Source organism: Mycobacterium sp. PS03-16 (assembly GCF_004570325.1).
In the GTDB taxonomy this organism is placed as follows: domain Bacteria; phylum Actinomycetota; class Actinomycetes; order Mycobacteriales; family Mycobacteriaceae; genus Mycobacterium.
This window is the reverse complement of record NZ_SPQO01000030.1, coordinates 23,301-40,799: the sequence shown is the minus strand read 5'-3', so window position 1 is coordinate 40,799 and position 17,499 is coordinate 23,301. Positions and strand designations below refer to the sequence as shown.

The 17,499-nt window shown below is 70.9% G+C and carries 18 protein-coding genes; 5 read left to right on the top strand and 13 right to left on the bottom strand.

The window, feature by feature from the left end; all coding sequences use genetic code 11:
• Positions 1–8: 8 nt before the first annotated feature.
• The 6 genes from E4P42_RS21095 to argC are packed head-to-tail and all read right to left on the bottom strand — an operon-like array spanning position 9 to position 5,712.
• Entirely contained in the window at positions 9–488 is a 480-nt protein-coding gene (locus E4P42_RS21095; protein ID WP_135128025.1) for an arginine repressor, read from the bottom strand.
• A complete protein-coding gene (gene argF / locus E4P42_RS21090; RefSeq protein WP_135128024.1) occupies positions 485–1,420 on the bottom strand; it encodes an ornithine carbamoyltransferase in 936 nt (311 codons plus the stop codon). The genes E4P42_RS21095 and argF overlap by 4 nt, the downstream gene beginning before the upstream one ends.
• Complete coding sequence (locus tag E4P42_RS21085; protein WP_135128023.1) at positions 1,417–2,601, bottom strand: acetylornithine transaminase; 1,185 nt, start codon at positions 2,599–2,601, stop codon at positions 1,417–1,419. The genes argF and E4P42_RS21085 overlap by 4 nt, the downstream gene beginning before the upstream one ends.
• On the bottom strand, positions 2,598–3,470 hold the full coding sequence (argB, locus tag E4P42_RS21080) for an acetylglutamate kinase (RefSeq protein ID WP_135128022.1): 873 nt from the start codon (positions 3,468–3,470) through the stop codon (positions 2,598–2,600). The genes E4P42_RS21085 and argB overlap by 4 nt, the downstream gene beginning before the upstream one ends.
• Positions 3,467–4,708 carry a bifunctional glutamate N-acetyltransferase/amino-acid acetyltransferase ArgJ gene (argJ, locus tag E4P42_RS21075; protein ID WP_371287060.1) on the bottom strand — a complete coding sequence of 414 codons (1,242 nt, stop codon included), beginning with the start codon at positions 4,706–4,708 and terminating at the stop codon, positions 3,467–3,469. Before argJ ends, argB begins: the two co-directional genes overlap by 4 nt.
• Positions 4,663–5,712 carry an N-acetyl-gamma-glutamyl-phosphate reductase gene (argC, locus tag E4P42_RS21070; RefSeq protein WP_135128020.1) on the bottom strand — a complete coding sequence of 350 codons (1,050 nt, stop codon included), beginning with the start codon at positions 5,710–5,712 and terminating at the stop codon, positions 4,663–4,665. The genes argJ and argC overlap by 46 nt, the downstream gene beginning before the upstream one ends.
• A 92-nt stretch (positions 5,713–5,804) precedes the next feature.
• On the opposite strand from argC, the gene E4P42_RS21065 reads away from it, so the two are divergent.
• Genes E4P42_RS21065 through E4P42_RS21055 form a run of 3 tightly spaced genes read left to right on the top strand, consistent with a single transcriptional unit; the run spans position 5,805 to position 8,360 of the window.
• Complete coding sequence (locus E4P42_RS21065) at positions 5,805–6,704, top strand: dihydrodipicolinate synthase family protein (RefSeq protein WP_245234153.1); 900 nt, start codon at positions 5,805–5,807, stop codon at positions 6,702–6,704.
• Entirely contained in the window at positions 6,683–7,501 is an 819-nt protein-coding gene (locus E4P42_RS21060) for an SDR family oxidoreductase (RefSeq protein WP_245234151.1), read from the top strand. Before E4P42_RS21065 ends, E4P42_RS21060 begins: the two co-directional genes overlap by 22 nt.
• A 13-nt stretch (positions 7,502–7,514) precedes the next feature.
• Positions 7,515–8,360 (top strand): fumarylacetoacetate hydrolase family protein, encoded by an 846-nt coding sequence (locus E4P42_RS21055; protein ID WP_135128019.1) that lies wholly within the window; start codon positions 7,515–7,517, stop codon positions 8,358–8,360.
• A gap of 1 nt (position 8,361) precedes the next feature.
• Here E4P42_RS21055 and pheT read toward each other — a convergent pair whose 3' ends face one another.
• The 3 genes from pheT to E4P42_RS21040 are packed head-to-tail and all read right to left on the bottom strand — an operon-like array spanning position 8,362 to position 12,801.
• A complete protein-coding gene (pheT, locus tag E4P42_RS21050) occupies positions 8,362–10,860 on the bottom strand; it encodes a phenylalanine--tRNA ligase subunit beta (protein WP_135128018.1) in 2,499 nt (832 codons plus the stop codon).
• Entirely contained in the window at positions 10,860–11,882 is a 1,023-nt protein-coding gene (gene pheS, locus E4P42_RS21045; protein WP_167759568.1) for a phenylalanine--tRNA ligase subunit alpha, read from the bottom strand. The genes pheT and pheS overlap by 1 nt, the downstream gene beginning before the upstream one ends.
• Positions 11,883–11,922: 40 nt before the next feature.
• Entirely contained in the window at positions 11,923–12,801 is an 879-nt protein-coding gene (locus E4P42_RS21040; protein ID WP_371287059.1) for an adenylate/guanylate cyclase domain-containing protein, read from the bottom strand.
• 132 nt (positions 12,802–12,933) lie between these two features.
• Between E4P42_RS21040 and E4P42_RS21035 the strand changes: the two genes are divergently transcribed.
• Positions 12,934–13,989, top strand: a complete 1,056-nt coding sequence (locus E4P42_RS21035) for an oxygenase MpaB family protein (protein WP_135128015.1) — start codon at positions 12,934–12,936, stop codon at positions 13,987–13,989.
• Positions 13,990–13,994: 5 nt separating this feature from the next.
• On the top strand, positions 13,995–15,242 hold the full coding sequence (locus tag E4P42_RS21030) for an acyl-CoA dehydrogenase family protein (protein WP_135128014.1): 1,248 nt from the start codon (positions 13,995–13,997) through the stop codon (positions 15,240–15,242).
• Here E4P42_RS21030 and E4P42_RS21025 read toward each other — a convergent pair.
• Genes E4P42_RS21025 through infC form a run of 4 tightly spaced genes read right to left on the bottom strand, consistent with a single transcriptional unit; the run spans position 15,239 to position 17,294 of the window.
• Positions 15,239–16,033 carry an RNA methyltransferase gene (locus E4P42_RS21025; protein WP_135128013.1) on the bottom strand — a complete coding sequence of 265 codons (795 nt, stop codon included), beginning with the start codon at positions 16,031–16,033 and terminating at the stop codon, positions 15,239–15,241. The genes E4P42_RS21030 and E4P42_RS21025 overlap by 4 nt on opposite strands.
• A gap of 10 nt (positions 16,034–16,043) precedes the next feature.
• The gene (gene rplT, locus E4P42_RS21020) at positions 16,044–16,433 is read right to left on the bottom strand and encodes a 50S ribosomal protein L20 (protein ID WP_135128012.1); all 390 of its coding nucleotides are present in this window, start codon (positions 16,431–16,433) and stop codon (positions 16,044–16,046) included.
• Between the two features lie 44 nt (positions 16,434–16,477).
• Entirely contained in the window at positions 16,478–16,672 is a 195-nt protein-coding gene (gene rpmI, locus E4P42_RS21015) for a 50S ribosomal protein L35 (protein ID WP_135128011.1), read from the bottom strand.
• A 31-nt stretch (positions 16,673–16,703) separates the two neighbouring features.
• Positions 16,704–17,294, bottom strand: coding sequence for a translation initiation factor IF-3 (gene infC, locus E4P42_RS21010; RefSeq protein WP_167759567.1), 591 nt, complete (start codon positions 17,292–17,294; stop codon positions 16,704–16,706).
• Between the last annotated feature and the right edge of the window lie 205 nt (positions 17,295–17,499).

Below are 17,499 nucleotides of genomic sequence, written 5' to 3'. Positions count from 1 at the left end.
CTCTCCTCTTATCGCAGGTTCTCGATGGTGGCGGCCAGCTCGGCGCCCGTCATGGGCTCCCGGGCCACCACCAGGATGGTGTCGTCGCCGGCGATGGTGCCGACGACGTAGGGCAGCGCGGCCCGGTCCATCGCGCTGGCCAGGTAGTGCGCCGCACCGGGCGGCGTGCGCAGGACGGCGAGGTTACCGCTGGCGTCGGTCGACACCAGGAGGTCGGCCAGCAGCCGGGTGACCCGCTCGGTACCGCCGGACACCCCGCGTACCGGGCTGCCGTCCTCGGGCACCACGTACACCCCCACGCCGCCGTCGGCACCGCGCAGCTTCACCGCGCCGAGCTCCTCGAGGTCCCGCGACAGCGTCGCCTGTGTGGTCTCGATGCCTTCGGCGGCCAGCAGCGCGGCCAGCTCGGTCTGGCTGCGCACCGACTGCGACGACAGGATCGACACGATGCGGGCCTGCCGGCCGGCCCTGGTCGCCGCGGAAGTCATGCCTCGACTTCTGATCGCTCGAGCAGCCACACCAGCAGCGCCTTCTGGGCATGCAGCCGATTCTCCGCCTCGTCCCAGACCGCGCTGTTGGGTCCGTCGATCACGTCGTCGGTGATCTCGTGGCCGCGATGTGCCGGAAGACAGTGCAGCACAACGGCGTCCGGGTCGGCCAGGCCGAGCAGCTCGCCGTTGACCTGGAACGGGCGGAACGGCCGCACCCGGTCGAGCCCGTCGTTCTCCTGGCCCATCGACGTCCAGGTGTCGGTGACCAGCACGTCGGCCCCGCGTGCGGCCTCCCGCGGATCGGTGGTCACCGCGACCGTCGCGCCGGTCTCGCGACCCCGCTCCTCGGCGGCGGCGACGAACATCGGGTGCGGTTCGAAGCCGCGGGGGGCGGCGATCGTGACGTGGACACCGGCGGTGACACCGCCGAGCATCAGCGAATGCGCCATGTTGTTGGCGCCGTCGCCGAAGTACGCCATCCGCAGCCCGGGGAGGCTGCCCTTGCGCTCGGTCAGGGTCTGCAGATCGGCCAGCACCTGGCAGGGGTGGAACTCGTCGGACAGCGCGTTGACCACGGGCACGGTGGCGCCGGCCGCCATCGCGGTCAGCCGCTCCTGGGCGAAGGTCCGCCACACGATCGCGTCCACGTAGCGGGACAACACCTTTCCGGTGTCCTCGAGGGTCTCCTCGCGGCCCAGCTGGGTACTGCGCCCGTCCACCACCACGGCATGCCCGCCGAGCTGGGCGACACCCACCTCGAACGAGAACCGGGTGCGCGTCGAATTCTTGTCGAAGATGACCGCGACGCCGCGGGGGCCCTCGAGCGGGCGGTGCCGGAACGGGTCCTTCTTCAGCTCCGCCGCCAGCGCCAGCACCTCGGCCTGCTCGGCCGGCGTCAGGTCGTCGTCGCGAAGAAAATGCCGGATCATTCACCCACCTCCGCGGCTGCGGTGTCGAGCACGCTGGGGAGCGCGCGCAGGAAATCGTCGATCTGCCCGTCGGTGACCACCAACGGCGGCGCGAGCCGGACGACGTCCGGCGCGGCGGCGTTGACCAGGAAGCCGGCCGAGCGGGCGGCGGTCTCGGCGGCCTTGGCGGCGGGGCGGCGCAGCGCGATACCGCACAGCAGCCCACGGCCGCGGACGTGGTCGACCAGCGGGTGGCCGAGTTCCTCGACGCCGTGGTGGAGGGTCTTACCGAGGATGCTCGCGCGCTCGATGAGGTCGTCGTCGGCGAGCACCTTCAGCACGGCCAGCGCCGCCGCGGTGCAGACCGGGTTGCCGCCGAACGTGCTCCCGTGCAGGCCGGGGGTGAGCAGGTCCGCGGTGGCGCCGACGGCCAGGCACGCCCCGATGGGCAGGCCGCCGCCGAGCCCCTTGGCCAGCGTGACGATGTCGGGGGTGATGCCGTCGTGCTGGTGGGCGTAGAAGGCGCCGGTGCGGCCGACGCCCGTCTGTACCTCGTCGACGACCAGCAGGGCGCCGTGGCGGGTGGTGATCTCGCGGGCCGCGGCCAGGTAGCCGGCCGGCGGGACGACCACGCCGCCCTCCCCCATGATCGGCTCGAGGAACACCGCGGCGGTCTCGTCGTCGACCGCGGCTGTCAGGGCGTCGACGTCGCCGAACGGCACGTGGGTGACATGCCCGGGCAACGGCTCGAATGGCGCCCGCTTGGCCGGCTGACCGGTCAGCGCCAGGGCGCCCATCGTGCGACCGTGGAAACCGTTCTCTGCCGCAACGACTTTCGTGCGTCCGGTCAGCCTCGTGATCTTGAAGGCGACCTCGTTGGCCTCGGTGCCGGAGTTGCAGAAGAACGCCCGGGCCGGGGCGCCCAGATGGCCGACCAGCGCCTCGGCGAGCGCGATACCGGGTTCGGTGGCATACAGATTCGACGTGTGGCCCAGCGTGTTGAGCTGCCGGGTGACCGCCTCGATCACCGCCGGGTGACGGTGGCCGAGCACGTTGACGGCGATCCCGCCGAGCAGGTCGACATAGGAGGTGCCGTCAGCGTCGGTGACCACCGCACCGTCGCCGCTGACCAGGGACAGTGCCGGGGTGCCGTAGTTGTTCATCATCACGGCCTGCCAGCGCTTCTGTAGCGATTGGGTCATGACCGCACCACTTTCGTGCCCGTTCCTTCGTCGGTGAACAGCTCGACCAGTACGCAGTGCTCCACCCGGCCGTCGATCACGTGGGCGCTGGGCACCCCGTCGCCCACCGCGCGCAGACACGCTTCGATCTTGGGCACCATACCGGCCTCCAGCGTCGGCAACAGCCCGGTCAGCGTCGTGGTATCGATCTGGCTCACCAGCGACTCCCGGTTCGGCCAGTCGGTGTAGAGGCCCTCGACGTCGGTGAGCATGACCAGCTTCTCAGCGCCCAGCGCACCGGCCAGCGCGGCGGCGGCGGTGTCGGCGTTGATGTTGTGCACCACCCCGTCGGCGTCGGGGCCGATGGTGGACACCACTGGGATCCGGCCGGCGCCGATGAGGTCGAGAATGGATGCGGCATTCACTTTTTCGACGTCGCCGACCAAACCGATGTCGGTGGCCACCCCGTCGACGCTGACGCTGCGCCGCACCGCGGTGAACAGCTGGGCGTCCTCGCCGGTGATGCCGACGGCGTAGGGGCCGTGCGCATTGATCAGCCCGACGAGTTCACGGCCGACCTGACCGAACAGCACCATCCGCGCGACGTCGAGCACCTCCGGAGTGGTCACCCGGAAACCGCCCTTGAAGTCGCCGGCGATGCCGAGCCGCTTGAGCATCGCGCTGATCTGCGGCCCGCCGCCGTGCACGACGACCGGGTGGATGCCGCAGTTGCGCAGGAACACCATGTCCGCGGCGAACGCCGCCTTGAGGGTGTCGTCGACCATCGCGTTGCCGCCGTACTTGACCACGACGATCTTGCCGTGCAGTTGTTTGAGCCACGGCAGTGCCGCGGCGAGTACCTGCGCGCTGGTGCGGGTGGCGCCGGTCATGAGCTGTACGCCGAGTTCTCTTCGACGTAGCCGTGCGACAGGTCGGTGGTGCGGATGGTGGCCGCCCCGTCGCCGAGGCCGAGGTCGACGGTGACGTCGATGTCGGCGCCGGACAGGTCCACCTCACGGGCGCCCGGGGTGCCCGCACCGTCACGGAAGGTGGGAGAGCCGTTGAAGGACACGGTGATCCGGTTAGGGTCGATGGTGAACGGCACCATCCCGACGGCGGCCAGCACCCGGCCCCAATTGGGATCAGACCCGAACAGCGCGGTCTTGACCAGGCTGTCGCGGGCGAGGATCCGGGCGGCGGTGAGCGCGTCACCCTCCGACGGCGCGCCGCTGACCGTGATCGCGATGCGCTTGGTGACACCCTCGGCGTCGGCCTGCAGCTGGGCGCACAGGTCGTCGCACACCCGCAGCACCGCGTCGTCGAGCTCCTCCTGGCTGGGGGCGATCTCGCTGGCGCCCGACGACAGCAGCAGCACCGTGTCGTTGGTCGAACAGCTGCCGTCGACGTCGAGCCGGTCGAAGGTCCGCGCGGCCGCCCGCTGCAGCGCCGTGCGCAGCGCGTCGGCGCTCGCGGCGGCGTCGGTGGTGAGCACGCACAGCATGGTGGCCAGCGAGGGCGCCAGCATGCCGGCGCCCTTGGCCATGCCTCCGACGGTCCAATTGTCGGGATGGTGCAGCGCAACCTGTTTCGGGACGGTGTCGGTGGTCATGATGGCGCGGGCGGCCTCTTCGCCACCGGACAGCCCGCCGGCCATCTCGTGCACCACCTCGTTGACCCCGGCGAGCACCTTGTCCATCGGCAGCCGGTCCCCGATCAGCCCGGTCGAGCAGACCGCCACCTCGATGGCGCCGGTCTCGGTGCCCCAATCGGACAGGGCGGCCGCGAGCGCCTCCGCCGTGGCGTGGGTGTCCTGGAAGCCCAGCGGACCGGTGCAGGCGTTGGCGCCGCCGGAGTTGAGGATGACCGCGCGCAACCGGCCGGTGGTGAGGACCTGCCGACTCCACAGCACCGGCGCGGCCTGCACCTGGTTGCGGGTGAACACCCCGGCCGCGGTGTGGTCGGGACCCTCGTTGAGCACCAGCGCCAGATCCAGTGCGCCGGAGGCCTTGATGCCGGCGGCCACACCGGCGGCCCGGAAGCCGGCGGGTGCGGTGACGCCCTGGGTGCGGACCAACCGCGCGCTCACGGCGCCACCCCGACGATCGAGAGGCCTTCGGTCTCCGGCCAGCCCAGCGCGAGGTTCATCGACTGGACGGCCGCTCCCCCGGTGCCCTTGACGAGATTGTCGATCGCCGCGATTGCGACGAACGTGCTCGCGTCCTCGTCCACGGCGACGGCGATCTGGGCGGCGTTGCTGCCGAGGACCGAACCGGTCTTGGGCAGCTGCCCTTCGGGCAGCAGGTGGACGAACGGCTCGGCGTCGTAGAACTTCTCGTAGGCGGCGCGTAGCTGCGACACCGGCGCGTCGGTACGGGCGGTGCAGGTGGCGAGGATGCCGCGCGAGGTGGGGATCAACACCGGGGTGAACGAGACGGTGACGTCCCGGTCGGTCACCGCACGCAGGCCCTGCGCGATCTCGGGGGTGTGCCGGTGCTTGCCGCCGACGTTGTAGGCCCGGGCCGATCCGATGACCTCCGCGCCGAGCAGGTCGGTCTTGGCGGCCCGGCCCGCGCCGGAGGTGCCGCTGACCGCGACCACGGTGACAGCGGGTTCGATCAGCCCGTCGGCCACCGCGGGCAGCAGGGCGAGCAGTGCCGCGGTGGGATAGCAGCCGGGCACCGCGATGCGTCTCGCCGAGGTGAGCCGCTCGCGGGCGCCGGGCAGTTCGGGCAGCCCGTACGGCCAGCTGCCGGCGTGCGCGGATCCGTAGAAGCGCTCCCAGGCCCCGGGGTCGGTGAGCCGGAAATCGGCGCCGCAGTCGATGATCAGGGTGTCATCGCCGAGCTGCTCGGCCAGCGCGGCCGAATGTCCGTGCGGCAGGCCGAGGAACACCACGTCATGGCCGGCCAGCGTCTCGGCGTCCGTGGCCTCGAGCACGCGTCCGGCCAGCGGCAGCAGGTGCGGGTGGTGCTCGCCGAGGGCGGTGCCCGCGCTACCGGCCGCGGTCAGTGCCCCGATGGTCAGCCGGCCGTCCGCGATTGCCGGATGGCCGAGCAGAAGTCGTAGGATCTCACCGCCGGCATATCCGCTGGCTCCCGCCACGGCGACTGATGTCATGCCCAAAGTCTGCATGTTTATGCATAGCGATGCAAATTCATTATGTGCGCAGGCGTGGATCGCCCTTTCCGGCGGCACCGGGCGCACCGCGCGGATATCGTCCGGTCATGGTTCGCCCGCTGACACCCGGCCTGTGGGGTGTGCTGGCGACGCCGTTCGACGACCACCTCGAGGTCGATCTCGACTCGCTGCGCCGCGAGGTGGCGTCATTCGCCGCCGACGGCTGTGACGGCTTCGTCGCGCTCGGGGTGTTCGGGGAGGCGGCATCGCTGCGCGCCGAAGAGGCCGACGCGGTGGCGCAGACGGTCGCCGCGGCCACCGATCGGCCCTACGTGCTCGGCCTGTCCGCCCGCGAGCCGGACGCCGTGGTGGCCCAGGCCGTGCGGCTGCTCGCCGCCGTGCCACGCCCGCCGGTGGCCGTGATGGCCCAGATCGGTGACCCCGACCCCACCCGGGCGGCGGCGAGCCTGCATCGGCTCCACGCGGCCACCGCCGTCGGTGTGCTGGTTCAGGACTATCCGGTGGTCTCGGGGATCAGCGTCAGCAGCGAGCAGGTGACGGCGTTGGTGCGGGCCTGCCCGTTCGCGGTCGGCGTCAAGTCGGAAAATCCGCCGACCTCGGTGGCCGTGGCCGAACTCGTGGCTCGCGTCGATGTCCCGGTGTTCGGCGGGCTCGGCGGAGTCGGCCTGCTCGACGAGCTCGCCGCCGGGTCGGCCGGGGCGATGACCGGCTTCAGCCATCCGGCCGCGCTGGCCGCGGCGCTGCGCGCGTACCGGGACGGCGGTTTCCGCGCGGCCCGCGCCGCCTGGGCGCCCTGGCTGCCGCTGGCCAACTTCGAGGGACAGCCGCGCATCGGCCTGGCCATCCGCAAAGAGGTCCTGCGCCGGCGCGGCGTGATCGCCGGCGCCGCGGTGCGCCACCCCGCACCTCCCCTGCCCGATCCGCTCACCGCGCTGCTCGACCAGCACCTCGCCACCGTGCCCGCATGCGGACCACCCCGACAGTAAGGAACCCCATGGACCTCGGCATCGCCGGCCGCAACGCGCTGGTGCTCGGTGCGAGCGGCGGCCTCGGCGGCGCGATCGCGGCGCGGCTCGCCCAGGAGGGAGTGAACGTCGCGGCGGCCGGGCGCTCGTCGGACGCGCTGGACAACACCGCCACCCGGATCCGGACCGCCGGGGTCGAGGCGCTGACCGTGCAGTGGGACCTGGCCGACATCGACGCCGCAGCAGGCGTCGTCGACCACGTCACCGCCGCGCTCGGGCCGATCGACATCCTGGTCAACAACACCGGCGGCCCGCCTCCGTCGCCCGCGGGCGGTAACGACACCGCGGCCTGGCGCACCTACTTCGATCAGCTCGTGCTGTCGGTCATCGCGCTCACCGATCTGCTCATGCCGGGGATGCGCGACCGCGGATGGGGGCGGGTGCTGACCTCGACGTCCTCGGGTGCGCTCACCCCGATTCCGAACCTCGGGCTGTCGAACACGCTGCGCGCCGGTCTGCACAGCTGGTCGAAGACGCTGGCCGAGGAGGTCGGCCGCGACGGCGTCACCTGCAATGTGATCGTGCCCGGCCGGATCGCCACCGACCGCACCCGGTTCCTCGACGAGCGCCGCGCCGACCGCGAGGGCCGCGGGGTGGACGACGTCGCCAGCGACAGCGCCGCCACGATCGCGCTCGGCCGCTACGGAACGCCCGACGAGTACGCCGACGTCGCGGCGTTCCTCTGCAGCGAACGCGCGTCGTACGTCACCGGATCGGTGGTGCGGGTCGACGGCGGCCTGATCCGCAGCGTCGTCTGACCGCGGAGCAGCCATGCGAGTTCGCACCGTCGTCGCGTCGGGTCAGCGGGTGGCTTGTGTCGGGTTGCCCGACGGGCGGCTGGCCCGCGTCGACCGGCTCCTCGACGGCGCCGCAGGCGACCTGCCGGCGCTGATGGCGGCGGGCCGCCTCGAGGACCTGCGCCGAGCGACCGAGCGACCGGTCGACGATGCACAGTGCGTGGACCCGGCGGCGCCGGTCGCCGCGCCGTGGACCCGGCCGCGCAAGATCCTGGGCATCGGGCTCAACTACGGCGCCCACGCGGGCGACCTCGGCGAGCGGGCGCCGCGCACCTCACCCGCGTCGTTCCTCAAGGGCGACCACACCATCGTCGGGCCAGGCGAGCCGATCGTCGTCCCGCCGGGCATCGGACGGGTCACCTCGGAGGCCGAGCTGGGACTGGTCATCGGGCGCCCTTGCCACCAGGTCGCCGTCGAGGACGCGATGTCGTATGTCGCCGGGGTGGTGCCGGTCCTCGACCAGACCGCGGAGGCGGTGCTGCTGGAGAACCCCCGCTACCTGACCCGGGTGAAGAACTACCCGACGTTCTTCGCGTTCGGGCCGGACCTGATCACGCTCGACGAGGTGCTGGCCCGCGGCCCGCTCGAGGAGTTGCGCGTTGCCACGGTGCACAACGGCACCGTGCACCGCGCGGACACCGTCGCGGGAATGACCTTCTCCCCCGCCGAACTGCTCAGCTTCCACAGCCAGGTGATGCCGTTCTATCCCGGCGACATCCTGTCCACAGGCACGCCCGGCGCGGTCCCGATCACGCCCGGGGACGTCGTCACCTGTGAACTCGGCGACGGGCTGGCCACGTTGACCAACCCGGTGCGGTAGGTCAGCGGCGCTGAACGGCGCCGACGCGGTCCGCGGCCGCCTGCACCGCGGCATCGCGCGCGGCGCTGGCCTCGTCCTCGGTCAGGGTGCGGTCGGTGGCCCGGAAGCGCAGCGCGAACGCCAGCGACTTACGGCCCTCGCCCACCTGCGGACCGGTGTAGACGTCGAACAACCGGACGTCTTCGAGCAGTTCACCCGCGCCGGACCGGACCGCGTCGACCACGTTCTGCGCGGATACGTCGTCGGCCACGATGAGCGCCACGTCCTGGAACACCGCCGGGAACGGCGACACCCGCGGCACCGGGAGCACTTCGGTGATCGGGACCGCGTCGAGGTCGAGTTCGACCGCGCAGGTGCCCTTGGGCAGCCCGGCCCGTTCGATGACCGCCGGATGCAACTGACCCGCATAGCCGACCGTGATCTCTCGACCGGTGTCGCCGATCAGGACCTCGGCGCAGCGACCGGGATGCCACGGCAGCTGCGCGGCGGTGCGCAGCGTGAACTCCACGCCGGCGGCGCGGCCGACGATGCGCACCATCTCGAAGGCATCGGTGGCCTCGACGGGCCTGCCGGGTCCCCAGGGGCCCGCGGGCTCGCGCAGGCCGCACAGCACCGCGCCGACGTGCTGCGGTTGGTGCGGCAGCGAGGCGTCGAGTGTGGCGATCTCCTCGTCGGTCGGCCTGCGGTCGGTGGGGATGCGCTCCACTGCCCTGGTCCGGTCGGTGCGCTCGGCCACCTGGGCGATCGCGAACAGCGCGGCATCGATCGCACCGCGGGACACGTTGCGGCTCAACGCCTCCAGCAGCCCGGGCAGCAGCGTGGTGGCCAGCTGTGGCCGGTCGGCCTCCAGCGGATTGAGCACCGACGTGGTGGCGCGGCGCGGATCGTCGTCGGGCAGCCCCCAGGTGTCGAAGACCCCGGCGGGCAGGAACGGGGTGGGCAGGATCTCGACGTAGCCGGACAGCGCCAGCGACTTGCCGATCGCGCGGCGGCGCTTCTGGGTGGGTGTCAGGCCGCGTCCGGCGGGCGCGGCCGGCAGCACCGACGGGATGATCTCGAGGCCCTCGAGCCGCAGCACCTCCTCGACCAGGTCGGCGGGCTGCTGCAGATCCGGACGCCAGCTCGGCGGCACGGCGGTGACCCGGTCGCCGTCCACGGAGACCCGGCAGCCGACCTGGGTGAGGCGCCGCTCGGTCACACCCGGGGCGTAGTCCACGCCCGCGGTCCGGTCGGGCCGGTCGACGGCCATGGTGACCGACGGCGGTGACCAGTCCTCGCGCGGCGGCTCGCCACGCCAGTCGGTGAGCGTGGGTTCCACGGTGCCGCCGGCGATCTCGGCGAGCAGGGTGGCGCAGCGGTCGAGGGCGGCGACCGAGATCGCCGGGTCGACGGTGCGTTCATAGCGGCGGCCCGCCTCGCTGGCCAGCCGCAGCCGGCGCTGGGTGCGCGACACCGCGGCCGGATCCCACACGGCCGCCTCGAGCAGCACGTCGGTGGTGGTCTCCCGAACCTCGGTGGTGCCGGCGCCCATCACGCCGCCGATCGCGGCCGTCGCGGCGTCGTCGACGATGAGCACGTCGGCCGGGTCGAGCCGCCGCTCGATGTCGTCGAGCGTCACCACGGTCTCGCCGGGCTCGGCGAAGCGCACGCGGAAGCCGCCGGTGATCAGGCTGCGGTCGTGGGCGTGCATCGGATGGCCGATCTCGAGCATCACGTAGTTGGTGACGTCGACCGCCGGTGAGATGGCGCGGATCCCGGACAGGAGCAGGCGACGCTGCAACCACCACGGGGAGACCGCGGCGGGGTCGATCCCGGTGACCGGGCGCAGGCCGAACCGCTGCACCCCGGTGCCGGGTTCGATGGTCACCGGCAGCGCGTCGCCCTCGGCCGGCAGCGCGGGCACCCGGGCCGGGTCCACGTAGTCCAGGTCGTAGGCGCACGCGATCTCACGGGCCATCCCGCGCACCGACAGGCAGTAGCCGCGGTCGGGGGTGATCGCCAGATCGAAGACGACGTCGTCGAGGCCGAGCACCTCGGCGGCGGACGCGCCGGGCCCGGCGGTGCCGGCCGGCAGCACGAGGATGCCCGAATGGTCGGTGCCGAGATTGAGCTCGGCCGCCGAGCAGATCATGCCGTCGGAGACGCGACCGTAGGTCTTGCGGCTGGCGATCGTGAAGTCGCCGGGCAGCACGGCCCCGGGCAGCGCCACCACGACCAGGTCACCGACCGTGAAATTGCTTGCGCCGCAGACGATGTCGCGCAGCTGCGGTTCGCCCACGTCGACCTTGACCGCGCGGATCGGCTTCTTGAACTCGGTGAGCTCCTCGATCTCGGCGACGCGCCCGACGGTCAACGGACCGCTGACCGGACCGAGCGTGATGACGTCTTCGACTTCGTGGCCGATCCGGATCAGGGTCTGCTCGAGCTCGTCGGCGGGCACGTCCCAACCCGGCGCACCGGCGTTGACGACCTCGCGCAGCCAGCTGTAGGGCAACCGCATCAGGCGCCCACCCCGAACGGCAGCGAGAACCGCACGTCACCCTCGACCATGTCGCGCATATCGGGAATCCCGTTGCGGAACTGCAATGTTCGCTCCAAACCCATGCCGAACGCGAAACCGGAATAGACGTCCGGGTCGATGCCGCAGCCACGCAGCACATTCGGGTTGACCATGCCGCAGCCACCCCACTCGACCCAGCCGGGCCCGCCCTTCTTGTTCGGGAACCACACGTCCACCTCGGCCGACGGCTCGGTGAACGGGAAGAAGTGCGGCCGGAACCGCGTGCCGCCCTGCGGACCGAACTGGGCGCGGGCGAACGCGTCCAGGGTGCCCCGCAGATGCGCCATGGTCAGTCCCTTGTCGACGGCAAGACCCTCGACCTGGTGGAACACCGGCGTGTGGGTGGCGTCGAGCTCGTCGGTGCGGAACGTGCGGCCGATCGAGATGATGTACACCGGCAGATCGCGTTCGAGCAATGCGCGGATCTGCACGGGGGACGTGTGGGTGCGCAGCACCTGACGGGATCCCTCGGGTGCGACGTAGAAGGTGTCCTGCTCGCTGCGGGCGGGGTGGTCCGGCGGGAAGTTCAACGCGTCGAAGTTGAACTGCTCGGTCTCCACCTCGGGGCCCTCGGCCAGCTCCCAGCCCATCGCCACGAACGTGTCGGCGATGTTCTCCGCGAGGATCGTGATCGGGTGCCGGGCGCCGACCGGCTGGCGCGTCGAGGGCAGCGTCACATCGATGCGTTCGGCCACCAGCACCGCGGCGTCCCGCTCGGCCCGCAGGACGGCGAGGCGGTCGTCGTAGGCGCGCTGTGCATCGGTCCGCGCCACGTTGACGCGTTTCCCGGCGTCGGCGCGGTCGGCCTTGGGCAGCGTGCCCAGCGCCTGGCGGGCCAGCGCGATCGGCGACCGGTCACCGAGGTGCTCGGTCTTCGCGCGGGCCAGCGCGTCGAGATCGGCGGCCTGGTCGAACGCGTCACCGGCGGCGCTGACCGCGTCGGTCAGCGCCTCTTGCGACAGGGTCTCGGCGGTTGCACTGGGCTGCTCAGCCACCCGGCGATCATAGGGGATCGTCCGAGCGGCCCTCGCGGGCATTTCCCGGCTGCAGCCGGTACATCGCCAGATCGGTGGGCACACCGTCGGGTTTGAGCCGCAGCACCTGGCGCCGTTGCCGCTTGACGGTGACGTCGAGCGCGGCGAGGTCGTCCCCGGAGATCTGGTCGAGCGTGGTCTGCGACACGATCAGACCGCCGCGCGTGGCGCGCTCCATCACCCGGGCGGCGATGTTGACGTCCACTCCGAGCCAGTCCGAGCCGATGCGCTGCGGCCGGCCGGTGTGCACACCCACCCGGATCCGTGGGGTGTGCCCGTCGACCTCCACCTCGGCGACCGCCGCCATCGCCGTCACCACGGCCCGCACCGCGGTGGCCGGGTCCGCGAACACCGCCATGGTGCCGTCACCCATGCGTTTCACGATGTGGCCGCCGGCCTCGAGCAGCGGCGGTTCGTATGCGCGGGCGACGCTTCGCAGCAGCCGCAGCGTCGCCTCGTCCCCGACGCTCAACGACCAAGACGAGAACCCGACCAGATCGCTGAACACCAGCGTCACCTCGGGATTGGCCGGTTGTCCGGACACCCGCTCGGTCAGCGCCTGCCACAGCTGCAGAGCGCCCAGGCTGAACTCGCGCGACGCGGCCTCCCGGTCGAGGAGCCGGTCGGCGACCCGGGCCGCGGCCCGCGGTCCGCCGACCCCGGCCGCCGACAGCGGATCCCCGAAGTCCGGGTCGCCGGGCAGGGCCTTGCGTGCCCGGCGCAGCAGCGAGATCAGGCCCGGATGATGGTTGGCGGTGTGGATCCAGCCCAGCGGCCCTGTCGACCCCGGCGGCGGCGCCACGGCGCCGGCCCCGGCGGATTGTTCGTCGAACGCCTCGGCCTCCACGCCGTCAGCGTATGTGGCGTCCGGAAAGCCGGCCACGGCGCACAGGGGTCGACACACCCGGCGGTCGTCGACAACACTTGTTGTCAACATTATGGTGGAGATCACACCAGGGCGCGAAGTCAGCGAGGCATCATGACGGCGAGACCGACGACGACCGCGAATCCGACCGGTCTGCACGCGTGCGAGGATCCGCCGGTACCTCTGGGCCCCGACTCCCTGACGTGGAAGTACTTCGGCGATCTGCGCACCGGGATCCTCGGGGTGTGGATCGGCGCCATCCAGAACATGTATCCCGAACTCGGCGCCGCGGTCGAAGACCACTCGATCCTGCTGCGCGAACCGCTGCAGCGGGTGGCGCGGTCGGTGTACCCGATCATGGGCGTCGTCTACGACGGTGAGCGCGCCGCGCAGACCGGCGAGCAGATCAAGGGCTACCACACCACGATCAAGGGCACCGACCACGCCGGCCGCCGCTACCACGCGCTGAACCCGGAAACGTTCTACTGGGCGCACGCGACGTTCTTCATGCTGATCATCAAGACGGCCGAGTACTTCTGCGGTGGCCTGACCGAGGCGGAGAAGCGGCAACTCTTCGACGAACACGTGCAGTGGTACCGGATGTACGGCATGAGCATGCGGCCGGTGCCTGCCTCGTGGGAGGAGTTCTGCGAGTATTGGGACCGCACCTGCCGCGAGGAACTCGAGATCAACAAGGCCACGCGCGACATCTTCTCGATCCGCATCCCCAAACCGTGGTACGTGCTGATGCCGGCGCCGGTGTGGGATCAGATGTTCAAGCCGATGGTCGGCGCACAGCGCTGGATCGCGGCGGGCCTGTTCGATCCGGCCGTCCGCGAAAAGGCCGGGATGCGGTGGACGCCGGGCGACGAGGTCCTGCTGCGGCTGCTGGGCAAGGTCGTCGAACTCGCGTTCGTCGCGGTGCCCGACGAGATCCGGCTGCACCCGCGCGCGGTGGCGGCCTACCGGCGCGCGGACGGCTCGCTGCCCGCCGACGCCCCGCTGGTCGAGGCGCCGGCGTTCATGGGTCCGCCGCGGGAGCGGCGCAACCTGCCCGTGCACTACGTCCCCACCCGCAAGACGCTGCTCGACCGGGCCGGCTCGCTGGTGCACACGACGTTCTCTCTGGCGGGGCTGCGTCCGGCCCGCCGACCGGGTAAGGCAGCCTGAACGGCATGCTCGAATGGTCTGATGTCGATCTCGCCGTGCGCGATGCCGTCCGCGAGTTCGTCGACAAGGAAGTCCGCCCGCACGTCGACGCGCTGGAAAGCGGCGACATGGAGCCCTACCCCGTCATCCGGAAGTTGTTCTCCGCGTTCGGGATCGACGCCATGGCCACGGAGTCGCTGGACAAGCACCTGGCGCGACTGCGGTCCGGTGAGACCGGGTCGGGCGGCGGGTCCTCGGGCGGCATGTTCGGCGGCGACGCGGGCGGAATGGGTTTCGTCGTCATCAGCGAACTGTGCCGGGTGTGCATGGGGGTGGTCACCGGCATGGGCGTCAGCCTCGGGCTGACCGTGCCGACGATCATGAGCCGAGGCACGCTGGCGCAGCAGGAGCGCTGGCTGCCCGGCCTGGTCACCTACGAGAAGGTCGGGGCGTGGGCGATCACCGAACCCGACTCGGGATCGGACGCGTTCGGCGGGATGAAGTCCTACGTGGTGCGCGATGGCTCAGGAAATGGGGACTACATCCTCAACGGCCAGAAGACGTTCATCACCAACGGTCCGGACGCCGACGTGGTCGTCGTGTACGCCAAGCTGGACGAGGGCGACCCGAACATCGACAAGCGCGACCGCAAGGTGCTGACCTTCGTCCTGGACCGCGGCATGGAGGGTTTCGTGCAGTCGAAGCCCTTCCGCAAGATGGGCATTCACAGCTCGCGGACCGGTGAGCTGTTCTTCAACAACGTGCGGCTGGGCCGCGACCGCCTGCTCGGCGAGGGCAGCGGAGGCGACGCCTCCGATGCCAGGGACAGCGCCAGGTCGAGCTTCTCCGCCGAGCGCATCGGCGTGGCGGCGATGGCCTTCGGCGTGATCGAGGAGTGCCTGCGGCTGTGCGTGGACTACGCGAACAACCGCACCCTGTGGGGCCGGGAGATCGGACAGTTCCAGCTGATCCAGCTCAAGCTCGCGCAGATGGAGGTGGCCCGGATGAACGTGCGCAACATGCTGTTCCGGGTCATCGAGGCCGCGCAGACCGGCACCCCGATCTCACTGGCCGAGGCCTCGGCCATCAAGTGGTACTGCTCGCAGGCCGCGACCGACGTGGCGATGGAGGCCGTGCAGCTGTTCGGCGGCAACGGCTACATGACCGAGTACCGCGTCGAACAGCTCGCGCGCGACGCGAAGTCGCTGATGATCTACGCCGGCAGCAACGAGGTGCAGATCACCCACGTGGCCAAGGGTCTGCTGGGCGGTTAGCGCGTCGACCGGCGGTGCGCCGCCGCGCTCTGATACAGGCAGATCGCTGCGGCGGCTGCCACATTGAGACTCTCCGCGCCGCCGGCCATCGGGATCGTCACACCGATGTCGGCGGCCGCGGCGACATCGGCGGGCAGCCCGTGTGCCTCGGATCCGAAGAGCCACGCCGTCGGCCCGGCCAGGTCGACGTCGTCGAGCGACACCTCCCCGTCCAGGGACGTCGCCATCACCACGAGTCCGGCGTTGATCAGTGCGGGGATCAACTCGACGGTCTCGGGCGCCCGGACCACCGGGATCGAGAAGATGCTGCCCGCGGAGCTGCGCAGGCATTTCGCGTTGTACGGGTCGACGCTGTCACCGGCCAGAATCATCGCGTCCGCACCCATGGCGTCGGCGATCCGGATCAGTGTGCCCGCATTGCCCGGGTCGGACGTCTGCACCGCAACGCACACCAGTCGCGGGGACCCGGCCAGCACGTCCGCCAGCGACACCTCGGGCATCTCGCACACCGCGACCAGGCCGACGGGCGTCACGGTGTCCGACAGCGCCTTGGCGGCCCGGTCGGTCACCAGCTCGACGTCGACACCGGCCAACAGCGCCGAGAATCGTTGCGCGGCCGACTCGGTGACGAACACCTCGGAAACGACACCGCGCCGCAGCGCTGCCTCGACGAGGTTGGGTCCCTCGGCGAGGAAACGTGCGGCGCGGCGACGGCCTACGGTGCGATGCAGCTTGATCGCTGCGGCGACCCGGTCAGCCCGCTCGGTGAGCGGCGTGCCTGAGCCACTCATCCAGCGAAGCTCAGGCGGCTTCGCCCGACGGCGCGTTCACGTCCTCGGGCAGCGCGGCCTTGGCGACCTCGACCAGCGCGGTGAACGCGGCGGGATCGCTGATCGCGATCTCCGACAGGTTCTTGCGGTCGACCTCGACACCGGCGGCCTTGAGCCCCTGGATCAGCCGGTTGTAGGTGATGTCGTTGGCGCGGGCCGCGGCGTTGATCCGCGAGATCCACAGCTTGCGGAATTCGCCCTTACGCGCCCGCCGGTCGCGGTAGGCGTAGTTGAGGGAGTGCAGCTGCTGCTCTTTGGCCTTGCGGTACAGACGGGACCGCTGACCGCGGTAACCCTTCGAGGCCGTCAGAACTGTGCGGCGCTTCTTCTGGGCGTTGACTGCGCGCTTCACGCGTGCCATGGGTGGTTCCTATTCTCGTGCGGACGTAAAAGGTCTGGTGTCGGTCAGCCGTTGAGCAGCTTGTTGACGCGCGCGGTGTCGGCGGACGACACCCCGGTGCGGCCGGCGAGCCGGCGGGTGCGGCTGGTCGGCTTGTGCTCGAGCAGGTGCCGACGGTTGGCCTTCTCGCGCATGATCTTTCCGGTGCCGGTGCGCCGGAAGCGCTTCGAGGCGCCGCTGTGGGTCTTGGCCTTGGGCATGGGTGTCCTCGTGATTCTGTGGTCGAGATGGTCAGTTCTTGGTGGCGTCCGGGCCGGCGGCCGACTCGTGCGGACGTTCTGCCTGCTCCGCCGCTTTGGCGCGAGTCTTCGCGCCGCGGTGCGGGGCCAGCACCATCGTCATGTTGCGTCCGTCCTGCTTCGCGGACGTCTCGACGAAGCCGTACTCGGCCACGTCGGCGCCCAGGCGCTGCAGGAGGCGAAAGCCCAGTTCCGGCCGGGACTGCTCACGGCCGCGGAACATGATCGTCACCTTGACCTTGGACCCGGCCTCCAGGAAGCGGATCACGTGACCCTTTTTGGTCTCGTAATCGTGCGGGTCGATCTTGGGACGGAGCTTCTGTTCCTTGACGACGGTCTGCTGCTGGTTCTTGCGAGACTCGCGCGCCTTCTGAGCCGTCTCGTACTTGAACTTGCCGTAGTCCATGATCTTGCAGACCGGCGGTTTGGCATCCGGTGCGACTTCGACGAGATCGAGATCGGCATCCGCGGCGACGCGGAGTGCATCTTCGATGCGCACGATGCCCACCTGCTCGCCGCCCGGTCCGATCAGGCGAACTTCAGGTACGCGGATGCGCTCGTTGACGCGGGTCTCAGTGCTGATGGGGCCTCCTATGTTGTGTTCTCCCGAGAGCCCACACCATCAGCGGAAAGGCCCTGCAGGAGCAGGGCCCGAGGCCGACCGATCACGGCATACGCCACCTGCGCGACAGGCGCAGAACCGGCATACTCGTTGCCGGTGACCGGACCGCTGTGCCGGTGTGGCCAGCGGTGGGAGCGGGACTCCACTTGCTGTCCTGGCGTCAGCC

What these genes read in the sequence shown, in the direction of transcription:
- E4P42_RS21095 (WP_135128025.1), bottom strand. Translation starts at nt 488, where the DNA reads ATGACTTCCGCGGCGACCAGGGCCGGCCGGCAGGCCCGCATCGTGTCG.
- argF (WP_135128024.1), bottom strand. Translation starts at nt 1,420, where the DNA reads ATGATCCGGCATTTTCTTCGCGACGACGACCTGACGCCGGCCGAGCAG.
- E4P42_RS21085 (WP_135128023.1), bottom strand. Translation starts at nt 2,601, where the DNA reads ATGACCCAATCGCTACAGAAGCGCTGGCAGGCCGTGATGATGAACAAC.
- argB (WP_135128022.1), bottom strand. Translation starts at nt 3,470, where the DNA reads ATGACCGGCGCCACCCGCACCAGCGCGCAGGTACTCGCCGCGGCACTG.
- argC (WP_135128020.1), bottom strand. Translation starts at nt 5,712, where the DNA reads ATGCAGACTTTGGGCATGACATCAGTCGCCGTGGCGGGAGCCAGCGGA.
- E4P42_RS21065 (WP_245234153.1), top strand. Translation starts at nt 5,805, where the DNA reads ATGGTTCGCCCGCTGACACCCGGCCTGTGGGGTGTGCTGGCGACGCCG.
- E4P42_RS21060 (WP_245234151.1), top strand. Translation starts at nt 6,683, where the DNA reads ATGCGGACCACCCCGACAGTAAGGAACCCCATGGACCTCGGCATCGCC.
- E4P42_RS21055 (WP_135128019.1), top strand. Translation starts at nt 7,515, where the DNA reads ATGCGAGTTCGCACCGTCGTCGCGTCGGGTCAGCGGGTGGCTTGTGTC.
- pheT (WP_135128018.1), bottom strand. Translation starts at nt 10,860, where the DNA reads ATGCGGTTGCCCTACAGCTGGCTGCGCGAGGTCGTCAACGCCGGTGCG.
- E4P42_RS21035 (WP_135128015.1), top strand. Translation starts at nt 12,934, where the DNA reads ATGACGGCGAGACCGACGACGACCGCGAATCCGACCGGTCTGCACGCG.
- E4P42_RS21030 (WP_135128014.1), top strand. Translation starts at nt 13,995, where the DNA reads ATGCTCGAATGGTCTGATGTCGATCTCGCCGTGCGCGATGCCGTCCGC.
- E4P42_RS21025 (WP_135128013.1), bottom strand. Translation starts at nt 16,033, where the DNA reads ATGAGTGGCTCAGGCACGCCGCTCACCGAGCGGGCTGACCGGGTCGCC.
- rplT (WP_135128012.1), bottom strand. Translation starts at nt 16,433, where the DNA reads ATGGCACGCGTGAAGCGCGCAGTCAACGCCCAGAAGAAGCGCCGCACA.
- rpmI (WP_135128011.1), bottom strand. Translation starts at nt 16,672, where the DNA reads ATGCCCAAGGCCAAGACCCACAGCGGCGCCTCGAAGCGCTTCCGGCGC.